This window comes from Rathayibacter sp. AY1A7 (assembly GCF_002930845.1).
Taxonomy (GTDB): Bacteria; Actinomycetota; Actinomycetes; order Actinomycetales; family Microbacteriaceae; genus Rathayibacter.
In genome coordinates, this window is the sequence record NZ_PSTL01000002.1 from 125,335 (window position 1) to 148,560 (window position 23,226).

Genomic DNA, 23,226 nt, shown 5'->3' on the forward strand with positions numbered 1-23,226 from the left:
GAGCCGAAGGCGATTCTACGAGCCGTCAGGTGCGCGCGGGCTCCGAGAGGGCGCGGAGGACGAAGTCGATCACCGGCTCGTAGAGGTGGACGGCCAGCCCGTCGTCGATCGGGACGACCACCTCGATCGAGCCCTGCGCCTCGGCGACGAACACCGCCGGGTCGTTGCAGTCGGCGATCGCGATGACCGGCAGCCCCCGCCGGCCGGCGGCGCCCGCGAAGCCGTGGTCGGCGACGACCAGGTCGGGGCGGACGCCGAGCTCGTCGAGGCGGTCGAGCAGCGCGTCCATCGGCTCCGGCGAGTGCGTGTGCTGCAGCCCTCCCCCGCGGTAGACGCAGGTGACCCCGCCGGTGCACCACAGGGCCTGGTGCTCGTCCGCGAGAGGCACGCGGATCCCGTCGGGGGCGGCGAACGGGAGCGCGTTCACGTCGATCACGCGAGCGCCCCGCTCCGTCGCGGCAGCAGCGAAGCGGCGGTAGACGTCCATCAGGGTCGCGGGGTGCGCGGTGGCGAACAGGAGGAGCGCCCCCTCGCGGACAGCGGCGGCGAACCGCTCGCGGTAGCGGGCGAGCCCCGCGACCGTCAGGCGGGCGTCGATCCGGTCCTGCCCGCTCTCGAAGGAGGGGTCGGTGCTGATCCCCACGCGCTCCCCCATCAGCGCGAGCAGTCTCTCGAGCGTCCAGTCCTCGGCCACGTCCACCCCGTAGAGGTGCGCGGGCTCGCGGGCGGCGAGGCCGCGGAGGTTGCCGAGGTTGCTCGCGCGGCCGGTGAGGACGTCCCCGGCGAGGAGGGAGGAGTCGAGGTACGCCTCGAGCTCGGAGTCGGGACGCGGCATGCGGGACCTCTCGATCGACGGGGAGCTCCCAGGCTACGGGCAATTCAGGTGTTGACATCCGATCCGTCACCGATATATCGTTACTGCATCGCCGACAGATCGGAAGCAGCCGCTCCCGACGGGCGACCGGATCCGATCGAAAGGGATCCCCTCACGACAGAGAGCAGCACACCCATGAACTCCAGGACCTTCTTCTCCGACGACCGCCGCGACTCGTGCGACGGCGACCACTCCTCCCGCCACGAGCACCCCGGCCGCGGACAGCGCCGCGGACCCGGCGGTCACGGCCGCGGCTTCGGGCCCGGCTTCGGCTTCGGCCCGGGCTTCGGCCCCGGCTTCGGCGGCCCCTTCGGCCGCGGCGGAGGACGCGCCCGACGCGGTGACGTCCGCGCGGCCCTCCTCTCCCTCCTCTCCGAGAAGTCCTCGAACGGCTACGGCCTGATCAAGGCCATCGCCGAGAAGACGAACGGATCGTGGCGTCCCAGCCCCGGCTCCGTCTACCCCACCCTCCAGCAGCTCGTCGACGAGGGCCTCATCACGGCCGTCGGCGAGGGCCGCGGCACCGAGTACCAGCTCACGGACGCGGGCGGCACCTACGTGCGCGAGCACGCCGACGAGCTCGACGCGGCCTGGGAGGCCACTCCCGGCGCGAGCGACGCCGATCGCGCCTTCATGGAGAACGTCGGCAAGCTGATGGGCGTCGTGCAGCAGTTCCGCGGAGCGACCGAGGCGCAGCGCGCCGCCGCCTCCGCCAAGCTCGACGAGACCCGTCGCGCGCTGTACCTCATCCTCGCCGACTGACCTCGGCTCCCCTCCCGCGATCCGTCGCGGGAGCCCCGGACGGACGGGACCCCCTCGCCTCGGCGACAGGGTCCCGTCCGTTCCGTCGTCTCCGGACCCGGCGCCTCAGCGGGCGGCGGACAGGCGCGCCAGACCCTCGTCGAGGGTGACCGACGGGCTCCACTGCAGATCGGCGCGCGTGCGGCGCTGGTCGAACCAGTGCGCGGTCGAGAGCTGCTCGGCGAGGAAGCGGGTCATCGGCGGCTCATCGGCGCCGGGCCGCACGGCCCACACGCGCTCGACGAGCGAGCCCGCAGCGCGGGCGACGGAGGCGGGGACGGACCAGCGCGGCGGCTCGACGCCCGAGGCGCGGCAGATCCCGGCGAGCAGCTCGGCGACCGGGCGCGGCTCGCCGTTGGTGACGACGTAGGAGCGGCCGTGCACCTCCTCCGCCCGCCCGAGAGCGGCGACGATCGCCGAGGCGGCGTTGTCGATGTAGGTGGAGTCGATCAGCGCCTGGCCGTGCCCGAGGAGCGGCAGCCGGCCGGCGCGCGCCCGCTCGACGATGCGGGCGACGAGCTGGGTGTCGCCCGGACCCCAGACCAGGTGCGGGCGCACGGCGACCACCGCGAAGCCGGGGGCGTCGGCCTCCAGCGCCAGCAGCTCGGCGCGGGCCTTGGTGCGCGCGTAGTCGCCGCGGGCGCGGTCCGGATCGGCGGGCTCGGCGTCGTCGCCGGTGATCGAGGAGCCGGAGTGGGCGACGGAGGGCGACGAGATCTGGACGAAGCGGCTCACGCCGGCGCGGGCGGCGGCGGCGAGCAGACGCCGGGTGCCGTCGATGTTCACGCGGTCGAAGTCGCCAGGATCGCCGGCGAGCGAGACCTTCGCGGCGAGGTGCACGACGCCCTCGGCCGCGTCGACGGCCTCCTCGACCGCGCGCGGATCGGTCAGGGAGCCCCGCGCCTCCTCGACGCCCGCGACCCCGGAGGGCCGACGCTGGAAGGTGCGGACCTCGTGCCCCTGGGCGACGAGGCCCGCGGCCACCGCACCGCCGAGCAGGCCGCTCGCGCCGGTGACCAGGACCCTCACGGAGCCACCATCGGGCCGCCGGCGAGCACGCCCTCGGCCCAGCGCGAGAGCGCGGCCCGGTCGATCTTGGAGTTGTGGCGGATGTCGGTGGGCAGCGCCGGGACGACGAGCACCGCGGCGACGGGCCGGCCGACGGCCGCGCGCACCTCGGCGGCGAGGGCCTCCTCGGCCAGCACCACGCGGCGCGCGCCCGAGCGCAGCTCGACCACGGCGACCAGCTGCGCGACTCCGCGCGGGCCGGCTCCGACGATCGCGGCGCGGGCGACCGAGGCCACGCGCGCCTCGATCCGCTGCTCCGGTCCGACCGGCGTGACCACGCCGTCGGGAGTGACGACGACGTGCGGCATGCGGCCCTCGACCCAGAGGCGGCCGGCGGAGTCCATCCGCCCGACGTCCCCGGTGCGGTGCCAGCGCTCGCCCGGGACGGCGCCGACGCGGGCGGCACGGTCGGTGAGCCAGAGGCGCTCGTAGTGGTCCTCGACGTGACCGGCCGAGACGACGATCTCGCCGGTCGTGCCGGTGATCTCCTCCGGCTCGTCCGTGGCGCGGCCGTCGGCGTCGAGCGGGGCGATCCGCAGCCGGACGCCCGCGGCGGGCACGCCGACGCAGACGCCTCCGCGCGGATCGTCGTCGGACGCGGCCTCGCGGATGCCCTCCAGCGACGCGTCGGTGAGCAGCAGCCCCTCGGTCATGCCGTAGGGAGTGCGGGCGGAGGCGTTCGGCATGAGCGCCTGCGCCTCGCCGAGCAGTCCCGCCGAGACGGGGGCGCCGGCCGAGAGGAAGGTGCGCACGCCGGCGAGGGCGCGGTGGTCGTCAGTGTCGAGCGCGCCGGCTGTGGCCACGACGTTGGCCAGTGCGGCCGGCGAGAGGAACAGCACGGTCGCGTCGACCCGGGCGGCGGCCGCGGCGACGGCGGCCGCGGTGAGCGTTCGGGGCGCGGTGACGTCCATGTCCGGAGTGGCGGAGCGCGTGCCCAGCGCGGGACCGAGCAGGGCGAAGGGCGCGAAGCCCGCGACGAGCCCGGTGCCCGGTCCGATCCCGTACTGGCGGGCGAGCGCGTCGCGGACGCCGGCGAGCTGGCGGTGCGTGTAGACGACGCCCTTGGCGGGGCCGGTCGAGCCGGAGGTGAACAGGATCGCGGCTACGGCGTCGGCGGCGGGAGCCTCGCCCAGCGCCTCCGGGTCGGCGGCCAGCTCGGCGCGGCCGAGCTCGATCAGCTGCCCGAGCGAGGTGTCGACCCCGAGGGCCGCGGCGGAGGCGCGGGGCAGGGTCTGCGTCGAGACCCGGCCGCCGGGCCAGCGGAGGGCCCGCGCGACGGTGAGGCCGGGCAGGGCGCCGACCACCAGATCCGGCCAGGCACCGCGGACCGCGCGGGTGAGACCTCGCAGGCCCAGGCCCGCGTCGGCGACGACGACGACGGCTCCGATGCGCAGGCACGCGTAGAGCAGCGCCGTCAGGTCGGCACCGGGCGGCACGAGGAGCGAGACGCGGTCGCCCGGGGAGACGCCGGAGGCGCGGAGCCCGGCGGCGAGCTCGCGGACCCGCTGCGAGAGCAGGCGCCACGAGACCGAGCGGGGCCCGCCGCCTCCGGAAGGCGCCATCTCGACCAGGGCGAGCGAGTCGTCCTGCGCGTTGCGGTCGAGGTGCGCCCACAGCGGCTCGACCGGCGCGGTCGGGCGGCGGACGTCGGGGGCGGGGTCGCCGCCGAACGGCTCCTCGCCGTCGGAGAGGTCGCCCAGCCAGGTGAGGACGGCGGACGCGTAGTCGACGTCCTCGGCCACCAGGTGGCCCGCTCCCTCGTAGCGGTGGACCTGCGCGTGCGGGAGGCGGTCGACGAGGTCGTCGAGGTAGCGGTCGGAGAAGATCGGGTCCAGCGGGCCCCAGAGCATCAGGGCCGGCGTCGTCAGGGCGCTGACGCCCTCGGCGATGCGCTGCAGCTCCGGGTCGCTCGGGTGCGCGGAGTCGACCGGGATGTCGGCGACGAAGCCGCCCACTCCGCCGCGGCGCGACGCGGACCGGTAGGGCGCGCGGTACCCCTCCTTCACCGCGGAGGGCAGCGCCGGGTGCCCCAGCGCGAGGGTCGTCTCGAGGAAGGCCGGCGTGCCGACCGTCGAGGCGCCGAGCACGCCCGAGGCGAGCGCGAGCCGGAGCGGGGCCGGGATCGGCTCGTCGGCGCTCTGGTGGATCGCGGTGTTCAGGAGCGTCGTGGCGCGCAGCTGCTCCGGGTGGTCGACCGCCCAGCCCAGCGAGACGACTCCACCCCAGTCGTGGCCGAGGGTGACCACGTCGTCGAGGCCGAGCACGTCGGTGAGGTTGGAGAGCTCGCGCACGCGGTCCGCGAGCGTGTGCAGGGCGCCGGTCCGCTCGGAGAAGCCCATCTCGAGCTGGTCGACAGCGACCACCCGCCAGGCGGGGCCTCCGCTGCGGGCCGACTCGAGCGTGGCGGCCGCGAGGCGGCGCCAGAGGTAGGACCAGGTGGGGTTGCCGTGCACGCAGAGGACGGTGCCGACGGGCTCCGTGCCGAGGGCCCCACCCGTGTCGAGCAGGTGCCAGCGACGCGGCACGCCCTGGGCGTCCGGAGCGTCGACGAGGCGCGACCACGCGGGATCGAGCCCGTCGAGCCCGGCCGGGGGCAGCTGCGCCGCGGCCGTGGAGCCGAGCGCTCCGCGGATCCGCTCGGCCGGGTGGGGCGCGGTCACCAGGCGATCTCGAGCATCGCGGTGTTGATGCCCGAACCCACTCCGATGAGCAGCACCCGGTTGCCCGGCTGCAGGGTCTCGGCCTCCTGGGCCAGGGTGATCGGGATCGACGCCGGGCCGACGTTGCCGAGGGTGGGGTAGGTCGTGGGGACGCGGCTGCGGTCGATGCCGACGGCCTTCACCAGGGCGTCGGTGTGGACGTCCGACACCTGGTGCGTGATGTAGCGGTCCATCCCGCTCCAGTTCCAGTCGCGGGTGGCCTCCTTCCACGCCGAGAGGACGAGCTCCATGCCGCCCTTGAGCAGCGCCTTCGCGTCCGTGAACATGCCGTCGACGCTGCCGACGCAGAGCTCGTTGAACTGCGTGGCCGCGCGGGTGATGCCGCCGAGGATGCGGTGGCCCTTGGGGTGCTCGTCGGCCGGGCCGAGGACGGCCGCGGCCGCGCCGGAGCCGAGAGTCAGGCTCGCGAACTCGCTCATGAAGTCCTTGCGCTTGACGCCCTCGCGGCTCAGGCGCTCGATGGTGTTGACCTGGATCTCGTCGGCGTCCTCGCCGTCGATGATGAGCGCGTAGCGGATCTGGCCGGAGTCGATCAGCTGCGCGGCGAGGGTCATGCCGTTGACGAAGCCGAGGCACGCGTTCGCGATGTCGAAGTTGATGGCCGACGAGGGCAGGCCGAGCCCGTGGTGCAGGCGCACGGCGACCGAGGGCTCGAGGTGCTTGCGGGTCACCGACGTGTTGATGATCAGGCCGATCTGGTCGGCGCGGACGCCGGCCTCGGCGAGAGCGCGCTTGCCCGCGTCGATCGCCGCTCCGTCGAAGCCCTGCTCGGTGCCCCAGTTGCGGCGCTCCTGCACTCCGGCGACGCGCTGGAGGAGCCCGGTGGGGAGCCGCAGGCGCTTGAGCGCCGGAGCGAGCCGCGCCTCGATCTCGGCCGAGGTGGTCACGCGCGGAGCCAGCGTGGTCGCGACGGACAGCAATGCGACGTTGCGGTGCGTGGTCGTTGCGTTTCCGTCCAACGGAACTCCCTGTCGAGTTGTCGATCCTGGCATGTGCCTCCGTGATTTTACGCTGTCGTTCAGGCTGCGCTTCCTGGACGCCCGCTGGGCGGTCGCGGAACGCGTCCTCGGCGGCCCGGCGGAGGCTCCTCCCCCGGAACGACGGGCGAGGAGCCGCCGAGGCCACACGCGACGCGCGGTGTCAACCCACCCGCCGGGGCGTCAGGTCCCCATCGCCCACGGCTCGCGATCGCCGCGGAGGCGGGCGGCGAGCGCCATCGCCTGCTCATCGGTCAGGGTCGCGACGTAGTCGACCACACCGCGTCCCCGGCCGAGCCGCTGCAGCGCGGCCGGGTCGGAGGTCGGCCGGCCGCGCTCGTCCGCCGGGAGCCAGTCGGGGTGGTCGGCGCGCAGGCGGAAGTAGCCGTCGGTCGCGAGCTCGATCAGGTCGAGCAGCTTCTGCGGAGCCCGCGAGCCGTCGCGCGGATCCTCCAGCCAGGCGTCGAGGTGGGTCACCAGCGTCTCGAGCACCTGCGACTGGCCGCGCTGGTAGGTGGCGAAGTCCGGCCGGTCGATCACGAAGCGCGTGTGCACGAACTTCAGCACGGCCACGTCGTGCCAGGCGTCGGGGAGGAGGGAGAGGTGGCCCGAGCGGACATTCGGCTCGGCGAGCACCACCACGGAGCGCTGCAGGCGGCCGATCCAGGAGGAGACGAAGGCCTCGATCGCGCGCTCGGTGCGCGTCGATCCGTCGAAGGGGAGCGCGAGGAGCCCCTCGACCAGCTCGGTCGACACCCGCTCCACGGAGGCGCGGAAGTGCTCGTCGCTCGCGATCCACGGGTCGCGAGCCACGAGCCTCCGGCGGAGCATCTCGAGCGAGTGCCCGGGGGCGCGCGCCCACAGCTCCTCGGCGTCGAGGGCGGCGAGCGCGTTCTGCTCGCGGAGGAAGGCGCGGAACTCCACGGCGACGGCCGCCTGCTGCAGCACTCCCGCGCGGTAGAAGTCGTCGAGGTCGTGCAGCGAGTAGGCGATGTCGTCGGCGACGTCCATCACCGAGCACTCGAGGGTCTGCTGCCAGGGGGCGATCGCGGCGAAGCCGGAGCGGGCGTCGAGCAGGTCGTCGAGGTCGAGCGTGTACGCCGAGAACTTCGGCGGTGCGGTCTCCCACCGGCTGGCGGTCGAGCCGCGGGGCAGCTCGGTCGGGTCGGCGGAGTCGATGCCGGGGCGGTGGACCGTCCGCCCCCACGGGTACTTGAGCACGGCGGCACGGGAGGCGGCGGTGAGGTTCAGCCCCACCTCCACCGTCTCGCAGACGTCGAGCTCGGAGAGGATCCGGAACGACTGCGCGTTGCCCTCGAAACCCTCTGCGAGCCCCAGCCGCTCGCGCGCGAGCCGGTCGAGCGCCTGCTCGCCGAGGTGGCCGAACGGAGGGTGGCCGAGGTCGTGCGCGCTGGCCGCGGCCTGCACGACCACCGGGTCGCAGCCGCCGAGCCGCTCGACCAGCTCGCGCTGGGCGGGATCGGTGGTGGTCAGCTGCATCGCGATCGCGCGGGCGACCGCGGTGACCTTGATCGAGTGCGTGAGCCGGTTGTGCACGACCTGGCCGACGCCCGAGGGCGAGATGACCTGGGTCACCGCGGAGAGTCGGGCGAAGTACGGCGAGAAGCGGATCCGCTCCAGGTCGACGCGGTACTCGGGGTACTCCTCGCCGGTGGCGAACCGGTCGACCGGCTCGGGGATGCGCCGGTCGCGGCGGTGGTCGTGCGGGGCCGAGGCCCGCGGGGCCGTCGTCTCGGGGAGTGCCGGCTCGCTCATGGCTTCACCCTAATCAGGGGCGCGGGGGCGGAGGGACCGCGCCGCTCCGGCGGTCGGCGTCGCTCCTCCGCCGAGACACCGCGTCCGCCGGCGAGGCACCGCGGGGACGGCGGCGCCTCGGGGAGCGCAGGGACACCTCGGCCGTGGCCCGGGGGCGGGGCCGGCGCCTCGGCGGACGCCGGGACGCCCCGCGGGAGCCCCGCTGACGAGGCGAGCGGGAGACGCCGGGCGCGGACTCCGTCAGGCGGACTGCTCGCGCGGGGCGACGGCGAGGTGCACGGCCGCGGCGACGACCGCACCGAGGACGTAGGCCGCGATGTCGAGCCAGGAGAAGGTGGTGCCGACGACGAGGCGGAGCGGCGCCCACAGCTCGACCAGGCGCGCTGCGACTCCGATCGCCTGCAGCTGCTCCATCGCGATCGACCAGGCCAGCGCGATCCCGGCAGCCGTCACGCCCGGGATGCGCGGCAGGAGCACCGCGATCAGCAGCGCCACCAGCACGACGTAGGCCACTCCGCCGGCGAGGTCGGCGAGCAGCCCCGTGAGCACGAACCGCAGCGCCAGGCCCAGGCCGAGCACGGCGACGGCCGCGAGGGCGAAGCGGAACCGCGCCCTCACCGGGCACGCTCCTCGAGGGCGCGCTGGAGGCGGTCGAGAGCGAGGAGGAACGTGCGGTCGTCGGCCACGCGCCAGCCGAGGGCGGCCGGGGCGGCGACGACCAGGGGCACGAGGACGGTGCGCGGGCGCCGCCTCGCCGCACGCAGGACGGCGGAGGCGGGCGGCGGGGCGAGGACCGCCAGGACCAGCGCGCGGACCCGGTGGGCACCCGAGGGCGAGGTGCCGACGCCCACCGAGACGATCCGATCCCACTCGGCGATGCGCAGGGCGTCTGCGCGCTCGGCGGCGAGCTCGAGTCCGTCGCGGCCGACGGCCAGCACCGCGGCGGCGGCGGCCGGAGCGGCGGAGGCGGGTGCCGCGATCCGGCGCAGCGCCCGGGCGAGCTCGGGAGTGCGCAGGACGGCGAACCCCTCGGTGACGGCGGCGAGCGCCGCCAGCCGGCGCTGCCGCTCCGGGGCGGCCTGGCGGACCCGGGCCCGGACGGCGGCCGGGGCGGGCAGGGGCGCGGCGAGCAGCGCGGTCGGCTCGAACCGCGTGCGCGGGGGCAGCGGGACCGCCGGCGGTGTGCGCGGCGGGGGCTCGCCCCAGTGCGGCGTCGATGCGGGATCCATGCACCCCTCCCTCCTCGCGCGGCTCCGAGCCGCCCCTGAGATCATCCCTCCTCCGCCCTCCCGCCTTGCCGAGAGGGCTCGGCGGGCTTACCATGGAGTACCCCCCGGGGGTATGCCGCGACCGGCGTGCCGACCGGACGCCCACCGGGCCGATCGACCGGATCGGACCGGATGCACGACACAGGAGGACCCATGAGCACCAGGATCGACCTCGGCCTGACCGCGAGCGGATCGACGGGAGGGTGCGGCTGCGGCGGAGGCGGTGCCTGCGCGTGCGGCGGCCACGGCGGCGCCGGCCGCTCCGACGCCGGCCACGCGGCGCAGGGCTCCCTGTCCGCCGCGTCCGTGCAGAGCTTCGGCGTCGCGGGCATGACCTGCGAGCACTGCGTCCGCAGCGTCACCGAGGAGCTCGCCGCCTACCCCGAGGTCTCGGCGGTCGACGTGTCCCTCGCCCCCGACGGGGTCTCGACCGTCACGGTCGGCTCCTCCCGGCCGCTCAGCCGCGAGGAGATCGCCGCCGCCGTCGCCGACGCGGGCTACCGCCTCGCGCCCCTGAGCTGACGTGGCCGAGACCACCGGCACCCCGCTCGAGCTCGCCATCGGAGGGATGACCTGCGCCTCCTGCGTCGCGCGGGTCGAGAAGCGCCTCGACGCGCTCCCCGGAGTCCACGCGACCGTCAACCTCGCCCTCGAGCGCGCGACGCTGACCCTCCCGCCCGGCACGACTCCGGCCGACGCGATCGCCGCCGTCGAGGCCGCGGGCTACAGCGCGACGGTCCCCTCCACCGGCGAGGCGGCTCACGCGGAGGAGCAGGAGGAGCAGAGCGACGACGACCGGGAGCGGCGCGCCCTGCGCACCCGGCTCCGCGTCTCCGCCCTGCTCGCCGTGCCGGTGGTCCTGCTCTCGATGATCCCGCCGCTGCAGTTCGCGAACTGGCAGTGGCTGTGCCTCGCCCTCGCCTCACCGGTCGCGGTCTGGGGCGCGCTGCCCTTCCACCGCAACGCCTGGCGGGCGCTGCGGCACGGCTCCACCACCATGGACACCCTGATCAGCCTCGGAGTCAGCGCCTCCTTCGCCTGGTCGGTCTGGGCTCTGTTCCTCGGCGATGCCGGACGGCCCGACATGAGCATGCCGTTCGAGCTGCTGGGCAGCCGCTCCGGCCACGACGAGATCTACCTCGAGGTCGCCGCCGCCGTCCCCGTCCTCGTGCTGGCCGGCCGCTACCTGGAGGCGCGGTCGAAGCGCGACGCCGGTGCGGCGCTCCGGGCGCTCCTCCGCCTCGGCGCGAAGGACGCCGTGCGCGTCTCCGCCGACGGGCAGGAGGAGCGGGTGCGCGCGTCCTCGCTCGCCGTCGGCGACGTCCTCCGCGTGCGCCCCGGCGAGACCGTCGCCGCCGACGGCACCGTGCTCGAGGGCTCGAGCGCGATCGACGCGAGCATGCTCACCGGCGAGAGCGTGCCGGTCGAGGTCGGCCCGGGCTCGACCGTGGCCGGCGGAGTGCTCAACGCGCACGGCCTGCTCACCGTCCGCGTCGACCGCGTCGGCTCCGAGACCACGCTCGCGCGGATGGGCCGTCTCGTCTCGGACGCGCAGGCCGGCAAGGCGCGCGTCCAGCGGCTCGCCGACCGCGTCTCCTCCGTCTTCGTGCCGGTCGTGGTGGTGCTCGCCCTGGCCACCCTCGCCGGCTGGCTGATCGCCGGCGCCGACCTCGCCGCCGCCGTCTCTCCCGCCGTCGCCGTCCTCGTCGTCGCCTGCCCGTGCGCGCTGGGCCTGGCCACCCCGACCGCCGTCCTCGTCGGCACCGGCCGCGGCTCCCAGCTCGGGATCCTCCTCCGCGGGCCGGAGGTGCTCGAGGCCGGGCGCCGGATCGACACGGTCGTGCTCGACAAGACCGGCACGCTCACCACCGGCGCGTTCCAGGTCGTCGAGTCCAGCGACGACGAGAGCCTGCGGATGCTCGCCGCCGTCGAGCGCGGGTCGGAGCATCCGCTCGCCGCAGCGATCGTGGCCGGGGCCGCGCACCTCGACGTCCCCGAGGCGACCGGATTCCGCTCCAGCACCGGGTTCGGCGTGCGCGCCCGGGTCGAGGGCCGCCTGGTCGTCGCCGGCCGGCTGCGCTGGCTGGAGGAGCAGTGGGGCTTCGCGCCGGGCGGTCTCGCCGAGCGCGCCGAGCGAGCGACCGCCGAGGGCGGCACCGTCGTCGGCGTCGGCTGGGAGGGGGCGCTTCGCGGCTTCGCGGTCCTCCGCGACGAGCCGAGGCCGGAGGCGTCCCGCACCGTCCGCGCCCTGCGCGAGCGGGGCCTGCGGGTGATGGTGCTGACCGGCGACAACCCGCGGGCGGCGCAGGCCGTCGCCTCGGCCGTCGGCATCGACGAGGTCGTCGCCGAGGTGCTGCCGGAGGAGAAGCTCGCGGTGATCGAGCGCCTCCGTGCGGAGGGCCGCCACGTCGCCTTCGTCGGCGACGGTGTGAACGACGCCGCCGCGCTGGCCGCCGCGGACGTGGGGATCGCGATGGGCGCCGGATCGGACGCGGCGATCGAGGCGAGCGACATCACCCTCGTCGGCGACGACCTCGGCCGGGTGCCCGACGCCCTGCGCCTCGGGCGCCGCACCCTTGCGGTCATCCGGGCCAACCTCTTCTGGGCCTTCGCCTACAACGTGGCCGCGATCCCGCTCGCGATGGCCGGACTCCTGGGGCCGCTCGTGGCCGGCGCCGCGATGGCGTTCTCGAGCGTCTTCGTCGTGCTGAACAGCCTGCGGCTGCGGTCGTTCCGCTGAGTCCCGGCGGGCCGTCCGGAGTTCCCTCGCGGAGCTCTTGACGGCCCGCCCGCAGGTGGCGAGGGTGAGCGCATGAGCCTCTTCATCACCTGCCCGGTCGACGACGTCGAGCGCGCCACCGCCTTCTACACCGCGCTCGGCTGGACCCTGAACGCCGAGATGTCCCGCGAGGACGTCTCCTGCTTCGGGATCGGTCCCGGCACGTCCGTCATGCTCGCGAGCCGCGCGATGTACGAGAGCGTCGGCGCCACCGAGGAGCTGATCGGCGCCCCCGGCACCCCCTCGAAGGTGACCGTCTCGTTCGACCTCGACAGCCGCGCGGCCGTCGACGAGCTCGTCGAGCGGGCCGCCGCCGCGGGAGGCCGGATCGGCGACACCGACGACTACTCCTTCATGTACCAGCGCCAGTTCGACGACCTCGACGGCTACCACTACTCCCCGTTCTGGATGAAGCCGGGCGGCGACGCGGCGGAGTGACGGGGCCGCGCGGACTCACTCCGCGTGCCGCAGGCGGTGCCGCCGGACCGCGGCCCGGTTCGCGCAGCGGACGGAGCAGTACCGCTGCCGGCCGTTCCGCGTCACGTCGACGACGACGTTCCTGCAGTGGTCGCCCGGCGCCCGACCGGCCTCGCACCGCAGGAGGCGGCTCATCCCCCGGGTCGTCAGGTGCAGCGCCGTGCCGACCGCGATGACGGCGTGGAGGACGTGCGCCAGGGACTGGTCCTGGTCGCGGTAGTGCAGGTGCCAGCCCTCGTCGTCGTGGTCGGTCAGGCGCGGATACGCGGCGATCGCGGCCATCTGGCGGTTCAGCGACGTCGCCCGGTCGCTCGGAGTCGGCGCGTCGACCACCTCGAGCCACTCGTCGATCACGTCGCGTGTCCTGGCGTGGTCGTCCGGGCCGGACTCCAAGGCCATCGTCATGCCGAACTCGCGCGTGCGCGCCTCGATGCCCGCGCGGTCGGACGGCCAGTCGTTCGCGAGGGAGGCGGCGAGCAGGACCGCGTACTCGCCGTAAGGGTTGAGCTGCATAAGACCATGACAGCACAGTGGCTCCCATGCGCACCTCCACACCCTCCCCGCACCCCTCCGAGCCGCTCGCCCCCGCCGTCGATCCGCACGAGCACGGCTGGACGACCGAGTCGGCCCACCGGACCAGCGAGGGCGTCGTCGTGTACGTCCGCTGCGACGACTGCGGGACGCGGCGCGTGGACGTGCGGACCGGGCGCCAGGATCCCCCTGCCGCTCTCAGCCGCGTCCTGCCCGCCTCCGACGACCGCTCTCGCCGTGGAGCAGAGGGAGGATGAGGGCATGATCGCCGACCTGACCCTCCCCCGCGACGCCGGCCCCGGGGAGAGGAGCCTCCTCCTCCGGCGGGCGGTGCTCGACGACCTCCCCGCGCTCGTCCGGCTCCTCTCCGACGACCCGATCAGCGCCGGGCGCGGAGACGTCGCCGCCGAGGAGGACGAGGCCGCCTACGAGTCCGCCTTCCGGAGCATCGCGCAGGACCCGGGCAACGATCTCGTGGTCGCAATCGACCGCACCGGAGCCGTGGTGGGCACGCTGCAGCTGACCGTGATCCCCGGGATGGCGCGCCGCGGCAGCTCCCGCCTGCTCGTCGAAGCGGTCCGGGTGGCGAGCGCCGAGCGGTCGGCCGGGATCGGCACGGCCCTGATGCGCTGGGTGCTGGACGTCGCTGCGATCGAGCTCCGCACGCCGCTCGTCCAGCTGACCTCGGACGCCGCCCGCACCGACGCCCACCGCTTCTACCTGCGCCTGGGCTTCGTCGACTCGCACGTGGGCTTCAAGCTCCGCGTCGAGCTGTCGGGCTCGTAGCGGCGGCGCGGGCAGCCCGTCCGGACGCCTGATCGGCGTGTCCCCGCGAGCACGGCCGGCCCGGGAGGGGACGATCCGAGCGGAGGCCCGGACGGCACCGCTCGCCTCTCCCCGGCCGACATGATTGGCTGGCCCGATGAGAACCGAGACCCGCCAGGGCGTCCCCCTCCTGCTCGTCGACGACGACGGAGGCGCGCTCTCGACCCCGGACGACGCGATCGCGCTGATCGGCGAGACCTACGGCGGCGACGTCGAGACGATCGTGGTGCCTGTCGGCCGGCTCGACCCCGAGTTCCTCCGCCTGCGCTCCGGGATCGCCGGGGAGTTCGTGCAGAAGTTCGTCTCGTACGGCAAGCGGCTGGTGATCCTCGGCGACGTCAGCGGGCCGGTCGCGGAGTCGAGCGCGCTGCAGGCCTTCGTCGTCGAGTCGAACCGCGGCGACCACCTCTGGTTCGCCGCCGACCTCGAGGCGCTCGACGCCCGCCTCCGCAGCTCCGGCACCGCGACCGAGCCCGGCGCCGACGGCGGAGTGGCGCCGACGCCCGGCCCCGCCCGCTGATGCCCCTGCTCCAGCCCGGCCCCGACGGCTCTCCGCCCGAGGTCGACGGTCCGGTCCGCCTCCTCCTGCTCGCCGACACGCACCTCCCGAAGCGGGCGAAGGCCCTCCCGGACGAGGTGTGGCGCGCGGTCGAGGAGGCCGACCTGGTCGTGCACGCGGGCGACTGGGTCGACGAGGCGACGCTGGACGCGCTGGAGGAGCGGGCGGCGCTCCTGCTGGCCGTGTGGGGCAACAACGATCCGGAGCCGCTGCGCGCCCGCCTGCCCGAGGTCGCGCGCGCCCGCGTCGCCGGCCTCGACGTCCGCGTGGTGCACGAGACCGGAGCGGCGACCGGCCGCGAGACCCGCGCCGACGCCGCCCATCCGGGTGCCGACGTGCTCGTCTTCGGGCACAGCCACATCCCCTGGGACACCGTCTCCCCGGCGGGTCTCCGCCTGCTCAATCCGGGCTCCCCGACGGATCGGAGGCGCCAGCCGGCCTGCACCTTCCTGACCGCCGTCGCCGACGACGGAGTGCTCCGCGACGTGCACCTGACCGCCCTGCCGCTCCGGGCACGAACCATTCCCGGCGGCGGCGCAAGGGGGTCACAGAGCATTTAGGTCGGCCTAAGCTCACCTGGATGAGCAGCTCACACGACCACCCCGACTCCGCGCACCTGCGCCCGGAGGGTCTCGACGACGCCACCGTGGCGGCGCTCGGGAAGCTCTCGGAGGCGCTCGAGACGGTCGAGCACGCCCGCGGTCTGCTCTACGGCTTCCACCGGCTCACCGGCGCGGCCGACCTCGCTCTGGGCGAGGCCGTCGACGCGCTGCGCGAGGCCGGCCACGCCGCGACCGCCGAGCGGATCGAGGCCGAGCTCGTCGGCCGCAACGTCATCGAGGGGCGCTGGACCTTCCAGATCGTCGAGGACTACGACGACACCTACTACGCCGCGTTCCGGGAGCAGGAGCGCGCCGCGCGCGACGAGCTCGCCGGCGGACGCCGCCACCTCTTCGAGTCCGAGATGAAGGAGGACCGCCGCTCCGGCGGCCGCCGCCACCACGAGTCGCGCCCGGAGGCGGGCTCGTGAACGCCGTCATCCGGATGCACGCCTCGTCGCTGCGGGTCAAGGCGGTCACGCCGGGCCGCGGCGGACGCGGCACGCCTCCCGAGCCCGAGGCGACGATGCGGCGCACCACGCTCAGCATCGACGGCCGCCGCTTCCTCCTCGCCGTCTCCCTCGACACCGAGGAGCTCGAGAAGCGCCTGGTCGAGGCCGTGCGCAACCGCGGCGACATGGTGAGCTTCACTGTCGCCGGCGAGCGCGAGGTCTGCGTGCTGGTCTCCCCGGGCGTCGCGGTCATCCTCGAGCACGAGGACGTCCCGGTCGAGGATCCGGACGCCGAGGACGCGCCGATCCTGTACGACGACGTCGAGTACCTGACCTGATCCGTCGGCGACCGGTCCGGCCGCCGGTCCGGGCGCGGCCTCTCGACTCGGGTCGTCCGTCCGCTCAGACCGCCCCGGTGCTCGCCCACAGGTGGAACGCCGCGTGCGCCCGGTGCGGCCGCCACGCCTGCGACGCCGCCTCCGCCTCCGCCGTGCTCACCCGGCCGAGCGCCTTCCGCAGCACCAGGTCGCCGGCGGGGAAGGCGTCCGGATCGCCGAGGAACCGGAGCGCGAGGTAGTCGGCCGTCCACGGCCCGATGCCCGGGATCGCGAGGAGCGCGCGCCGCTGCTCCGGCAGGTCGCCCGCGCGGTCGAGCACGGGTCCGGCGGCGAAGGCCTCGGCGACGGCCCGGACCGTCCGCGCCCGGGCGTTGGTGATCCCGATCGCCGAGCGCAGAGCCTCGAACTCCGGCGCGAGCAGGGCGGCGGGTGCCGGGAACGCCAGCAGACCGCGCTCCCCCGGGGCGCCGAAGGCCGCGGCGGTGCGTCCGCCGAAGGTCCGGGCCGCGGCGACGGACACCTGCTGGCCGAGGACCGCCATCACCGCCGCCTCGAACGCCTCCGGGTACTGCGTCGCGCGCAGCCCCGGTCGGGCCGCGACGGAGCGGGCGAGCAGCGGGTCCCGCGAGAGCTCGGCGCCGATCGCCACGACGTCGGAGTCGAGGTCGAACCAGGCACGGACGACCGCGGCCGCCGGCGTCAGCACGTCCGGCTCCGCCTCCACCCGCAGCCCGGTCTCCGTCACCTCGAGCACGATCGGCCGCGGCGCCCCGTCGAGGGTGAGCAGGCGCTCCAGGCGCCGGCCGTCGGCCGAGACCCGCTCCACTCCGGGGAGGGCGTGGTTGCGGAGGAGGCTCGCGGCGCCGGCGGAGTCGAAGGGCCCGAGGGCCGGCAGGTCGAGGGAGGACGTCTCGTTCAGGGGAGCAGGACCGTCTTGCCGCGCGCGCGGCCCGACTCGACGAGGGCGAGCGCGGCGGCCGCCTCGGTCAGCGGGAAGGAGGGCCCGAGCACGACCTCGAGCTCCCCGCGACCGGCGCGGTCGAGCAGGCCCGGCCGGGCGGCGTCGCGGAGCGCGGTTCCGGGATCGGCTCCCGGTCCGCCGCCGAGCATCAGGATCCCGCCGAGGCGGGCGGCGTGCTCGAAGCCGGCCACAGTGGCGATGCGCGAGCGGTCGGCGACCAGAGCCACCGAGGCGTCCAGCGCCTCGTCGGTGCCCGCCGTGTCCAGCGCGACGTCGACGCCGCCGGGGGCCAGGACGCGCACGCGCTCCTCCAGCCCGGCGCCGTAGCGGACCGGCTCCGCGCCGAAGCGGCGGACGACCTCCTCGCCGCGCTCGCTCGTAGTGCCCAGCACCCGTGCTCCGCGGACGACCGCGAGCTGCACCGCGAGCGAGCCGACGGCTCCGCTCGCCCCGTGCACCAGGACGGTGTCCCCGGAGGAGACGCGGGTGGCCTCGACGAGGTGCTCGGCGGTCGTTCCGGCCAGCAGCAGGCCCGCGGCCGCCGCCCAGCCGAGCCCGGCGGGCTTGGGCAGGACCGCGCTCGCGGGCGCGACCAGCTCGGCGGAGTAGCCGCCGGAGACCCGGAACGCCACGACCTCGTCGCCCACGCGGATCGGTCCGAGCGGCCCCTCGGCCCCCTCGCCGACCGCGGTCACGACTCCGGAGACCTCGCTGCCCGGCCGGACCGGCACCCGACCGCGCCCGAACATCCCGCGCAGGAGCTTCGCATCGGCCGGGTTCACGCCCGCGGCGCGCACCGCGATCCGCACCCTGCCGGGCGTCGGCTCCCCCGGATCGACCTCGACGGCGCGCAGCGCCTCCGGCCCGTCGAATCCCTCGGCCTGCATCGCGACGACCATGCGTCCGCCTCCCGTCCCCGGGCGCCTGCGCACCCGAGCGCGACGCTAGCAGCAGCGTCCGACCCCCGGACCCCCTGCGGAGAGCGCGGCAGCCGACCGAGAACGCCCGTTCTGGTAGCGCCTACCATGGAAGGATGTCCCCGATCCTCGACGAGCGCCCTCCCCGCGAGGCGATCCTCGCGGCCGCCGACCGGCTCTACTACGAGCGCGGCATCCAGTCCGTGGGGATGGACGAGCTCCGCACGGCCGCGGGCGTCTCGCTGAAGCGCCTCTACTCGGAGTTCCCGAGCAAGGAGTCGGTGGTGGTCGCCGTCCTGCACGGCCGGCACGAGCAGTGGACCCTCGGCGTGACCACCCGGGTCGCCGCGGCGGACGGACCCCGCGGCAAGCTGCTCGCGATCTACGACTTCCTCTTCGACTGGTTCTCCGAGGACTCGTTCCGCGGCTGCGGCTTCATCAACGCCTTCGGGGAGCTCGGCTCGTCGAACCCGATGGTCGCCGAGATGGCGCGCGACCACAAGGAGACGTTCCAGCGCTTCCTCGCGACCCTCGCTGAGGAGGCGGGTGGCGGCGCCGAGCTCGCCGCGCAGCTCGCGATCCTCGCCGAGGGCGCCCAGACCACCGCGGCCATCGCCGGAACCCCGGAGGCCGCCCTGCACGCGCGTCGCGCCGCCGAGATCCTCATCGACGCGGAGACGCGCCCCGTCTGAGGTACGCCGCGCGCGGGATCAGGCCTCGCCGCCCCCGGGCGGGCCGACCACCAGCAGCGCCGCGAAGACCACGGCGACCAGAGCCAGGACCAGCGCCCCGGCGAGCACGGGCCGCGCGAGCGCCCAGCGGAGGAGCCGGCTCGTCACGCGCCGGTCGCGCGGGTCGTCCGTGGCGTGCGTCCGCCACGGGCCCTCCAGCAGGCCGCGGCGCTCGAAGCCGCGCTCCAGCGGGACCGTCGCATAGGGCACGACCGCGCTGACGACCGCGAGCGCCGTCGCGCCCGCCGACCACCGCTGGTTCACCGCGAGCACCAGGGACGCGGCTCCGTAGGCGAGGAACGCGAACCCGTGGATCGGCCCGGCGACGCTCACCGGCCAGTCGCCGGCTCCGGCCGCGTACTTCAGCAGCATCCCCACGATCAGGAGAGTCCAGGTCACCGCCTCGACGATCGACAGCAGGCGGAAGAGGCGGCGCGGGCTCATGGGATCGGCTCCGTTCGGTCCGCGGCGACGCGGCTCGGGGTCGGTCGAGGGTCGCCCGGAGCCTACGGGAGCACACTCGCGAGGAAGCTGAGCGGACGAGGACCGCTCGGGGCGCTCAGCCCAGCCAACCGGTGAGCGAGAGGGCCGTCACCGCGCCGACCAGGCCCGCGGCGACGAGGGCGACCGTGCCCGTGACTCCGCTGCGGGAGGGGGCTGCGGCGGGGCCGCCGGCCAGGCGCGCCCAGAGCCGGCGTGCCACCTCCTCGGCGGAGGGGCGGTCGGCCGGATCGAGAGCGGTCATCGCGGTCAGCAGCTCGCGCCACTCCGCCGGGACCGTCTTCGGGACGACGGGCGCGTGGTGGAGGCGCTGGATCGAGATCTCGAGCGTCGTGCCGGTGTATGCCCTGCGGCCCGAGACGGCCTCGAGGAGGACCAGCCCGAGCGAGTAGACGTCGGACGCCGGTCCGACCGGGCCGGAGCCGAGGCTCTCGGGGCTGAGGTACGCGGCGGTGCCCACCAGCACGTCGGAGCGGGTGAGCCGGGCGTCGTCGACCGAGCGGGCGATCCCGAAGTCGCTGAGCTTGGCCTCGTGCGCGGAGAAGCCGGATGCGGTGGCGCGCGAGCGGACGAGGACGTTCTCGGGCTTCACGTCGCGGTGGAGGACGCCCTGCGCGTGCAGGTGCGCGAGAGCATCGGCCACTTGAGCCCCGACCTCCGCGATGAGCCGCGGATCGCCGGAGCCGAACCAGGCGGCCGCCGGGTCGCTGCGGTCGAAGTACTCGAGGACGAGGAACGCGAGGTCGCCCTCCTCGCCGGGGATCTCGCCCTGGTCGAGGACGTCCACCACGGAGGCGTGACGCGAGTCGATCAGGAAGCGGATCTCGCGCTCGCGACGCGCCCGCTCGTTGGGGGTGTCCGGGACGTCGCGGTGGACCTTGACCGCGACCTGGCGGGCGAGGCGGAGGTCGCGGGCGCGGTAGACGACAGCGCTGCCGCCCTCCCCCACCCGCTCGAGCACGAGGTAGCGACCGGCCAGGGTGGAGCCGACGAGCGGATCCACGACGTCGGCGGGGAGCGGCTGCAGGCGGTCGAGTTCGTCCAGCACGGGCAGCTCCCTTCGCGAATGAGTCACTAGCTCGTCTAACTAGTATTCCCTTCGTAGTGGTCGCCGCCCCTTCATGCAAGCACCTCGGGGGAGGTTGGCTTGTCTAGATGTTCTTGCTACGAGACTGTCTAGACTGTTCGTCATGGATGAGGTCACGCTGAAGCGACCCGGGGCCTTCTGGTTCTCGGGTGAGGCGACCGAGCCCGGAGCGGTGGAGGTCCTCGCCGCGATGCGCGCCTTCCGCACGGCGGAGGCCGCGATGCGCCGCCGGACCCGCGGATCCATGGGCATGGGCGAGAACGACCTGCTGGCCGTGCAGTTCCTCATGCGCCGCCAGCAGAAGGGCGTGCACGTCAGCCCGAAGGACCTGGCCTCCTACCTCGGCATCTCCTCCGCCTCCACGACCGTGCTGATCGACCGGCTGGTCAAGAGCGGGCACGTGGTCCGGGAGCCGCACCCGAGCGACCGCCGGGCCATCCGCATCGTCGCCACCCCCACCTCCCACCGCGAGGTGCGCGAGACGCTCGACGAGATGCACCGCCGCATGCTCGAGGCGGCCGAGACGCTCAACCCCTCCGAGGCCGGGACCGTCATCCGCTTCCTGCAGACGATGCGCGACATCGTCGAGCGCCCGGCCGACTCCGAGACGGTCGACGCCGCCCAGGAGCTCGCGGGCGAGCCGATCGGCGAGTACGCCGACGGCGTGCTGGAGCAGCGCCGCGCCTGACGCGCGTCCCCGCGGCCGTGGCCGCGCGTCCCCGAGAGTTCACTCCGAGGGACTTCTGCCGCGCCCGGGTCCGTCGGAGAATCGAGGCGACCGGCGGCGATGGACAGAAAACGCACTCCGCGACGTAAGTAGCTAGCTCAACTAGTAGGAAGTCTTTCTAGCGATATAGAGTGACGGACGTCAGCTATTCGCACGTCAGATCGGAGCACACCATGGGCAACATCCTGTACGGCACTCCCCCCGCCGCCATCGAGGTAGAGGACCGCGCCCTCGCCCACCTCCAGATCGTCATCATCAACAAGTTCCGCCGCGACGAGCGCTTCCTGCTCACCCTCGACGCGAGTCCCCAGGCCGGCACCGGCCGCCGCGGCGTGTGGATGCACCCGACCATCCCGATCCAGTTCGAGTTCAAGGGCAGCCGCCAGCCCACGATCAACCCGGAGTGGGTCGAGGCCCTCATGGAGCGCGCCAACAGCGGCGCCGGCCTCCGCATCGTGCCCGAGCCGACGAGCAACGCCGCCGTCCCGCTGCGCCGCGCCGAGCCCGCCGCCTGACCCTCCGCGCCGGAGCCGCTCCCGATCAGGCGCCGCCGCCGCACACCGACACGACCCGCCTTCCCGCCCGGGAGGCGGGTTCCGTCGTCTCCGGGCCTGAGAAACCCGGGAGCGCGCTCGCAAGTGGTTGACATTCCGCGCCACGGTCAGGGTCGCAGTCCTACACTGCTCCTGCGGCACGGGGCCGTTCCGGCGGGCTCGTCCCTGCTGTCGCACGCATGACCGGCCGCCGGCCGCTCGGGCCCCCCTCTCGAGCGACCGGCGGACGGCTGCGCGGCGCACCCGAAGCGCCGTCCGCGAGGTCCGCCGGAACCAGGAGCGGCCAGATGACCCACGGAACGAACAGCCTCACCACCACCGTCGACGAGGTGCGCCCGGGCGACCTCTTCTGCGCCGTCGTCGCCCACGAGACCGAGCAGTGGCGCGTCGTCGCCGTCCTCGGCATCCGCGTCCTCGCCGAGCGGGTCTCCGGAGGAGACCGCCGCAGCTTCACGCTCCGCTTCGTGCGCCACCAGCTCTCGCCGGACGTGCTCATCGCGAGGGGCGCCGCAGCGAACCGCTAGGGGATCAGGCGCTCCGCGCGGTAGCGGTCGAAGAGCGCCGTGAACGAGTCGACCGTCCGGTGGAACGCCGTGAAGCCGGCGAGGCGGGACTTGCCGATGTCGGTGACGACCTCGAGGTTCCGGCCGAGGTCGGCGTCGGTGTGCCACCAGGAGGCGACGCGGGAGAGGTCGGGCTCGATCAGCCCGTGCTCGTCGACGAGGCGCCGCCAGACGGGCTCGGCATCGGCCATCTGCTGCTCGAGCGGCTGCGGCTCCTCCCCCGGGCCGACCGGCTCGACGCCGAAGTGCTCCGCGATCCGGGTCCACATCCAGCGCCAGCGGAAGACGTCGCCGTTGACCACGTTGAAGGCCTGGTCGCGGCCCGCCTCCGACGTCGACGCCCAGAGCATCTGCTCGGCGAGGATCGTTGCGTCGGTCATGTCGGTGAGTCCGTTCCACTGCGTGAGCGAGCCGGGGAACACGAACGGGGTGCCCTCGGCACGGTGGATCGACGCCGCGACCGCGAGGGTCAGCCCCATGTTCATCGCGTTGCCGACGGCGTGCCCGATGACCGTGTGCGAGCGGTGCACCGACCAGGTGAACCCGGCGCGCCCGGCCGCGGCGAAGAGCTCGTCCTCCTGCGCGTAGTAGAAGTTCGGGGCGTCGAGGCGCTCCTCCTCCTCGTGGAACGGGGTGTCGGGCATCGCGCCCTGCCCGTACGCCTCGAACGGGCCCAGGTAGTGCTTGAGGCCGGTCACCAGCGCGACGTGCTCGACGGGAGCGTGCGCGAGCGCGGCGAGGAGGTCGCGGACCATGCCGCCGTTGACCGCGATGTTCTCCTCCTCCGTCGCCTGGCGCGACCAGGCGGTGAAGAAGACGTGCGTGGGGCGCTGGTCGGCGAGCACGCGGGCCAGGTCCTCGGCGGAGCGCAGGTCGGCGGCGAGCGGAGTGACGCCGGGGCGCGCGTCGATCGGGCGGCGCGAGAGGGCGGTCACCGGCCAGCCCTGCTCGGTGAGCAGGTCGACGAGGGCGGAGCCGCCGATGCCGGTCGCACCGACGACGAGGGCGCTGCGGGGGTCGGACGGGGGGACGGGAGTGGTGGAGGACATCCCCTGGGCCAACAGCCCCGGGGGCGAGGCATTCCCCGATCCGGGCGTCACGGAGGGACACCGGAGGTCACGGAGGGACACCGGGCGTCACG

General features: G+C 74.8%; 27 protein-coding genes. 14 read left to right on the forward strand and 13 right to left on the reverse strand.

Annotated elements, in window-relative coordinates; all coding sequences use genetic code 11:
• Positions 1-25 precede the first annotated feature (25 nt).
• A complete protein-coding gene (locus tag C5B95_RS02740) occupies positions 26-835 on the reverse strand; it encodes a phosphatase (RefSeq protein WP_104348408.1) in 810 nt (269 codons plus the stop codon).
• A gap of 174 nt (positions 836-1,009) precedes the next feature.
• Between C5B95_RS02740 and C5B95_RS02745 the strand changes: the two genes are divergently transcribed.
• Entirely contained in the window at positions 1,010-1,636 is a 627-nt protein-coding gene (locus C5B95_RS02745) for a PadR family transcriptional regulator (protein ID WP_104224185.1), read from the forward strand.
• Positions 1,637-1,741: 105 nt separating this feature from the next.
• On the opposite strand, the gene C5B95_RS02750 is transcribed toward C5B95_RS02745, so the two are convergent.
• The 6 genes from C5B95_RS02750 to C5B95_RS17325 all read right to left on the reverse strand — a co-directional run bounded on the left by C5B95_RS02750 (position 1,742) and on the right by C5B95_RS17325 (position 9,445).
• Positions 1,742-2,704 (reverse strand): NAD(P)-dependent oxidoreductase, encoded by a 963-nt coding sequence (locus C5B95_RS02750; RefSeq protein WP_104348409.1) that lies wholly within the window; start codon positions 2,702-2,704, stop codon positions 1,742-1,744.
• Entirely contained in the window at positions 2,701-5,403 is a 2,703-nt protein-coding gene (locus C5B95_RS02755; protein WP_258059749.1) for an alpha/beta fold hydrolase, read from the reverse strand. The genes C5B95_RS02750 and C5B95_RS02755 overlap by 4 nt, the downstream gene beginning before the upstream one ends.
• Entirely contained in the window at positions 5,400-6,455 is a 1,056-nt protein-coding gene (locus C5B95_RS02760) for a 3-oxoacyl-ACP synthase III (protein ID WP_104233446.1), read from the reverse strand. The genes C5B95_RS02755 and C5B95_RS02760 overlap by 4 nt, the downstream gene beginning before the upstream one ends.
• Before the next feature lie 168 nt (positions 6,456-6,623).
• Positions 6,624-8,216, reverse strand: coding sequence for a deoxyguanosinetriphosphate triphosphohydrolase family protein (locus C5B95_RS02765; protein WP_104233447.1), 1,593 nt, complete (start codon positions 8,214-8,216; stop codon positions 6,624-6,626).
• Positions 8,217-8,456: 240 nt separating this feature from the next.
• Positions 8,457-8,834 (reverse strand): DUF2809 domain-containing protein, encoded by a 378-nt coding sequence (locus C5B95_RS17320; protein WP_160033714.1) that lies wholly within the window; start codon positions 8,832-8,834, stop codon positions 8,457-8,459.
• Positions 8,831-9,445, reverse strand: coding sequence for a hypothetical protein (locus tag C5B95_RS17325; RefSeq protein WP_181067801.1), 615 nt, complete (start codon positions 9,443-9,445; stop codon positions 8,831-8,833). Before C5B95_RS17325 ends, C5B95_RS17320 begins: the two co-directional genes overlap by 4 nt.
• Positions 9,446-9,637: 192 nt before the next feature.
• On the opposite strand from C5B95_RS17325, the gene C5B95_RS17785 reads away from it, so the two are divergent.
• The 3 genes from C5B95_RS17785 (at position 9,638) to C5B95_RS02785 (ending at position 12,701) form a co-directional block, all read left to right on the forward strand.
• Positions 9,638-10,006, forward strand: coding sequence for a heavy-metal-associated domain-containing protein (locus C5B95_RS17785; protein ID WP_104348410.1), 369 nt, complete (start codon positions 9,638-9,640; stop codon positions 10,004-10,006).
• Position 10,007: 1 nt separating this feature from the next.
• Entirely contained in the window at positions 10,008-12,224 is a 2,217-nt protein-coding gene (locus C5B95_RS02780; RefSeq protein ID WP_258059750.1) for a cation-translocating P-type ATPase, read from the forward strand.
• A gap of 72 nt (positions 12,225-12,296) precedes the next feature.
• Positions 12,297-12,701: a VOC family protein gene (locus tag C5B95_RS02785; protein WP_104348411.1), complete on the forward strand. Its 405-nt coding sequence runs from the start codon at positions 12,297-12,299 to the stop codon at positions 12,699-12,701.
• Between the two features lie 15 nt (positions 12,702-12,716).
• Here C5B95_RS02785 and C5B95_RS02790 read toward each other — a convergent pair whose 3' ends face one another.
• On the reverse strand, positions 12,717-13,253 hold the full coding sequence (locus tag C5B95_RS02790; protein WP_104348412.1) for a CGNR zinc finger domain-containing protein: 537 nt from the start codon (positions 13,251-13,253) through the stop codon (positions 12,717-12,719).
• A 26-nt stretch (positions 13,254-13,279) separates the two neighbouring features.
• Between C5B95_RS02790 and C5B95_RS02795 the strand changes: the two genes are divergently transcribed.
• From C5B95_RS02795 to C5B95_RS02820, 6 genes are all read left to right on the forward strand, one after another.
• Positions 13,280-13,528 carry a hypothetical protein gene (locus C5B95_RS02795; protein WP_104295875.1) on the forward strand — a complete coding sequence of 83 codons (249 nt, stop codon included), beginning with the start codon at positions 13,280-13,282 and terminating at the stop codon, positions 13,526-13,528.
• Positions 13,529-13,532: 4 nt separating this feature from the next.
• Entirely contained in the window at positions 13,533-14,057 is a 525-nt protein-coding gene (locus tag C5B95_RS02800; protein WP_104348413.1) for a GNAT family N-acetyltransferase, read from the forward strand.
• A gap of 136 nt (positions 14,058-14,193) precedes the next feature.
• Complete coding sequence (locus tag C5B95_RS02805; protein WP_104348414.1) at positions 14,194-14,616, forward strand: DUF4180 domain-containing protein; 423 nt, start codon at positions 14,194-14,196, stop codon at positions 14,614-14,616.
• On the forward strand, positions 14,616-15,215 hold the full coding sequence (locus C5B95_RS02810) for a metallophosphoesterase (protein WP_104348415.1): 600 nt from the start codon (positions 14,616-14,618) through the stop codon (positions 15,213-15,215). The genes C5B95_RS02805 and C5B95_RS02810 overlap by 1 nt, the downstream gene beginning before the upstream one ends.
• A 20-nt stretch (positions 15,216-15,235) precedes the next feature.
• Positions 15,236-15,685, forward strand: coding sequence for a hypothetical protein (locus C5B95_RS02815; protein WP_104224173.1), 450 nt, complete (start codon positions 15,236-15,238; stop codon positions 15,683-15,685).
• Complete coding sequence (locus C5B95_RS02820; protein ID WP_104224172.1) at positions 15,682-16,044, forward strand: hypothetical protein; 363 nt, start codon at positions 15,682-15,684, stop codon at positions 16,042-16,044. Before C5B95_RS02815 ends, C5B95_RS02820 begins: the two co-directional genes overlap by 4 nt.
• 64 nt (positions 16,045-16,108) lie before the next feature.
• On the opposite strand, the gene C5B95_RS02825 is transcribed toward C5B95_RS02820, so the two are convergent.
• Together C5B95_RS02825 and C5B95_RS02830 are read right to left on the reverse strand one after the other, a co-directional pair.
• A complete protein-coding gene (locus tag C5B95_RS02825) occupies positions 16,109-16,963 on the reverse strand; it encodes an AlkA N-terminal domain-containing protein (protein WP_308471209.1) in 855 nt (284 codons plus the stop codon).
• Positions 16,960-17,904, reverse strand: coding sequence for an NADP-dependent oxidoreductase (locus C5B95_RS02830; protein ID WP_258059752.1), 945 nt, complete (start codon positions 17,902-17,904; stop codon positions 16,960-16,962). Before C5B95_RS02830 ends, C5B95_RS02825 begins: the two co-directional genes overlap by 4 nt.
• A 134-nt stretch (positions 17,905-18,038) precedes the next feature.
• On the opposite strand from C5B95_RS02830, the gene C5B95_RS02835 reads away from it, so the two are divergent.
• Positions 18,039-18,614 carry a TetR/AcrR family transcriptional regulator gene (locus C5B95_RS02835; RefSeq protein ID WP_104224170.1) on the forward strand — a complete coding sequence of 192 codons (576 nt, stop codon included), beginning with the start codon at positions 18,039-18,041 and terminating at the stop codon, positions 18,612-18,614.
• An 18-nt stretch (positions 18,615-18,632) separates the two neighbouring features.
• Here the strand turns inward: C5B95_RS02835 and C5B95_RS02840 are convergent, their stop codons facing one another.
• Together C5B95_RS02840 and C5B95_RS02845 are read right to left on the reverse strand one after the other, a co-directional pair.
• Positions 18,633-19,097: a DUF3817 domain-containing protein gene (locus C5B95_RS02840; RefSeq protein ID WP_104348416.1), complete on the reverse strand. Its 465-nt coding sequence runs from the start codon at positions 19,095-19,097 to the stop codon at positions 18,633-18,635.
• 115 nt (positions 19,098-19,212) lie between these two features.
• Positions 19,213-20,202 (reverse strand): serine/threonine-protein kinase, encoded by a 990-nt coding sequence (locus tag C5B95_RS02845; protein WP_181067976.1) that lies wholly within the window; start codon positions 20,200-20,202, stop codon positions 19,213-19,215.
• A gap of 142 nt (positions 20,203-20,344) precedes the next feature.
• On the opposite strand from C5B95_RS02845, the gene C5B95_RS02850 reads away from it, so the two are divergent.
• The 3 genes from C5B95_RS02850 to C5B95_RS02860 all read left to right on the forward strand — a co-directional run bounded on the left by C5B95_RS02850 (position 20,345) and on the right by C5B95_RS02860 (position 22,046).
• A complete protein-coding gene (locus C5B95_RS02850; protein WP_104224167.1) occupies positions 20,345-20,929 on the forward strand; it encodes a MarR family winged helix-turn-helix transcriptional regulator in 585 nt (194 codons plus the stop codon).
• A 212-nt stretch (positions 20,930-21,141) separates the two neighbouring features.
• The gene (locus C5B95_RS02855) at positions 21,142-21,483 is read left to right on the forward strand and encodes an ATP-dependent DNA ligase (RefSeq protein WP_104224199.1); all 342 of its coding nucleotides are present in this window, start codon (positions 21,142-21,144) and stop codon (positions 21,481-21,483) included.
• A gap of 326 nt (positions 21,484-21,809) precedes the next feature.
• Positions 21,810-22,046: a hypothetical protein gene (locus C5B95_RS02860; RefSeq protein ID WP_104225949.1), complete on the forward strand. Its 237-nt coding sequence runs from the start codon at positions 21,810-21,812 to the stop codon at positions 22,044-22,046.
• Here the strand turns inward: C5B95_RS02860 and C5B95_RS02865 are convergent.
• Positions 22,043-23,134, reverse strand: a complete 1,092-nt coding sequence (locus C5B95_RS02865) for an SDR family oxidoreductase (protein WP_104224165.1) — start codon at positions 23,132-23,134, stop codon at positions 22,043-22,045. The genes C5B95_RS02860 and C5B95_RS02865 overlap by 4 nt on opposite strands.
• Between the last annotated feature and the right edge of the window lie 92 nt (positions 23,135-23,226).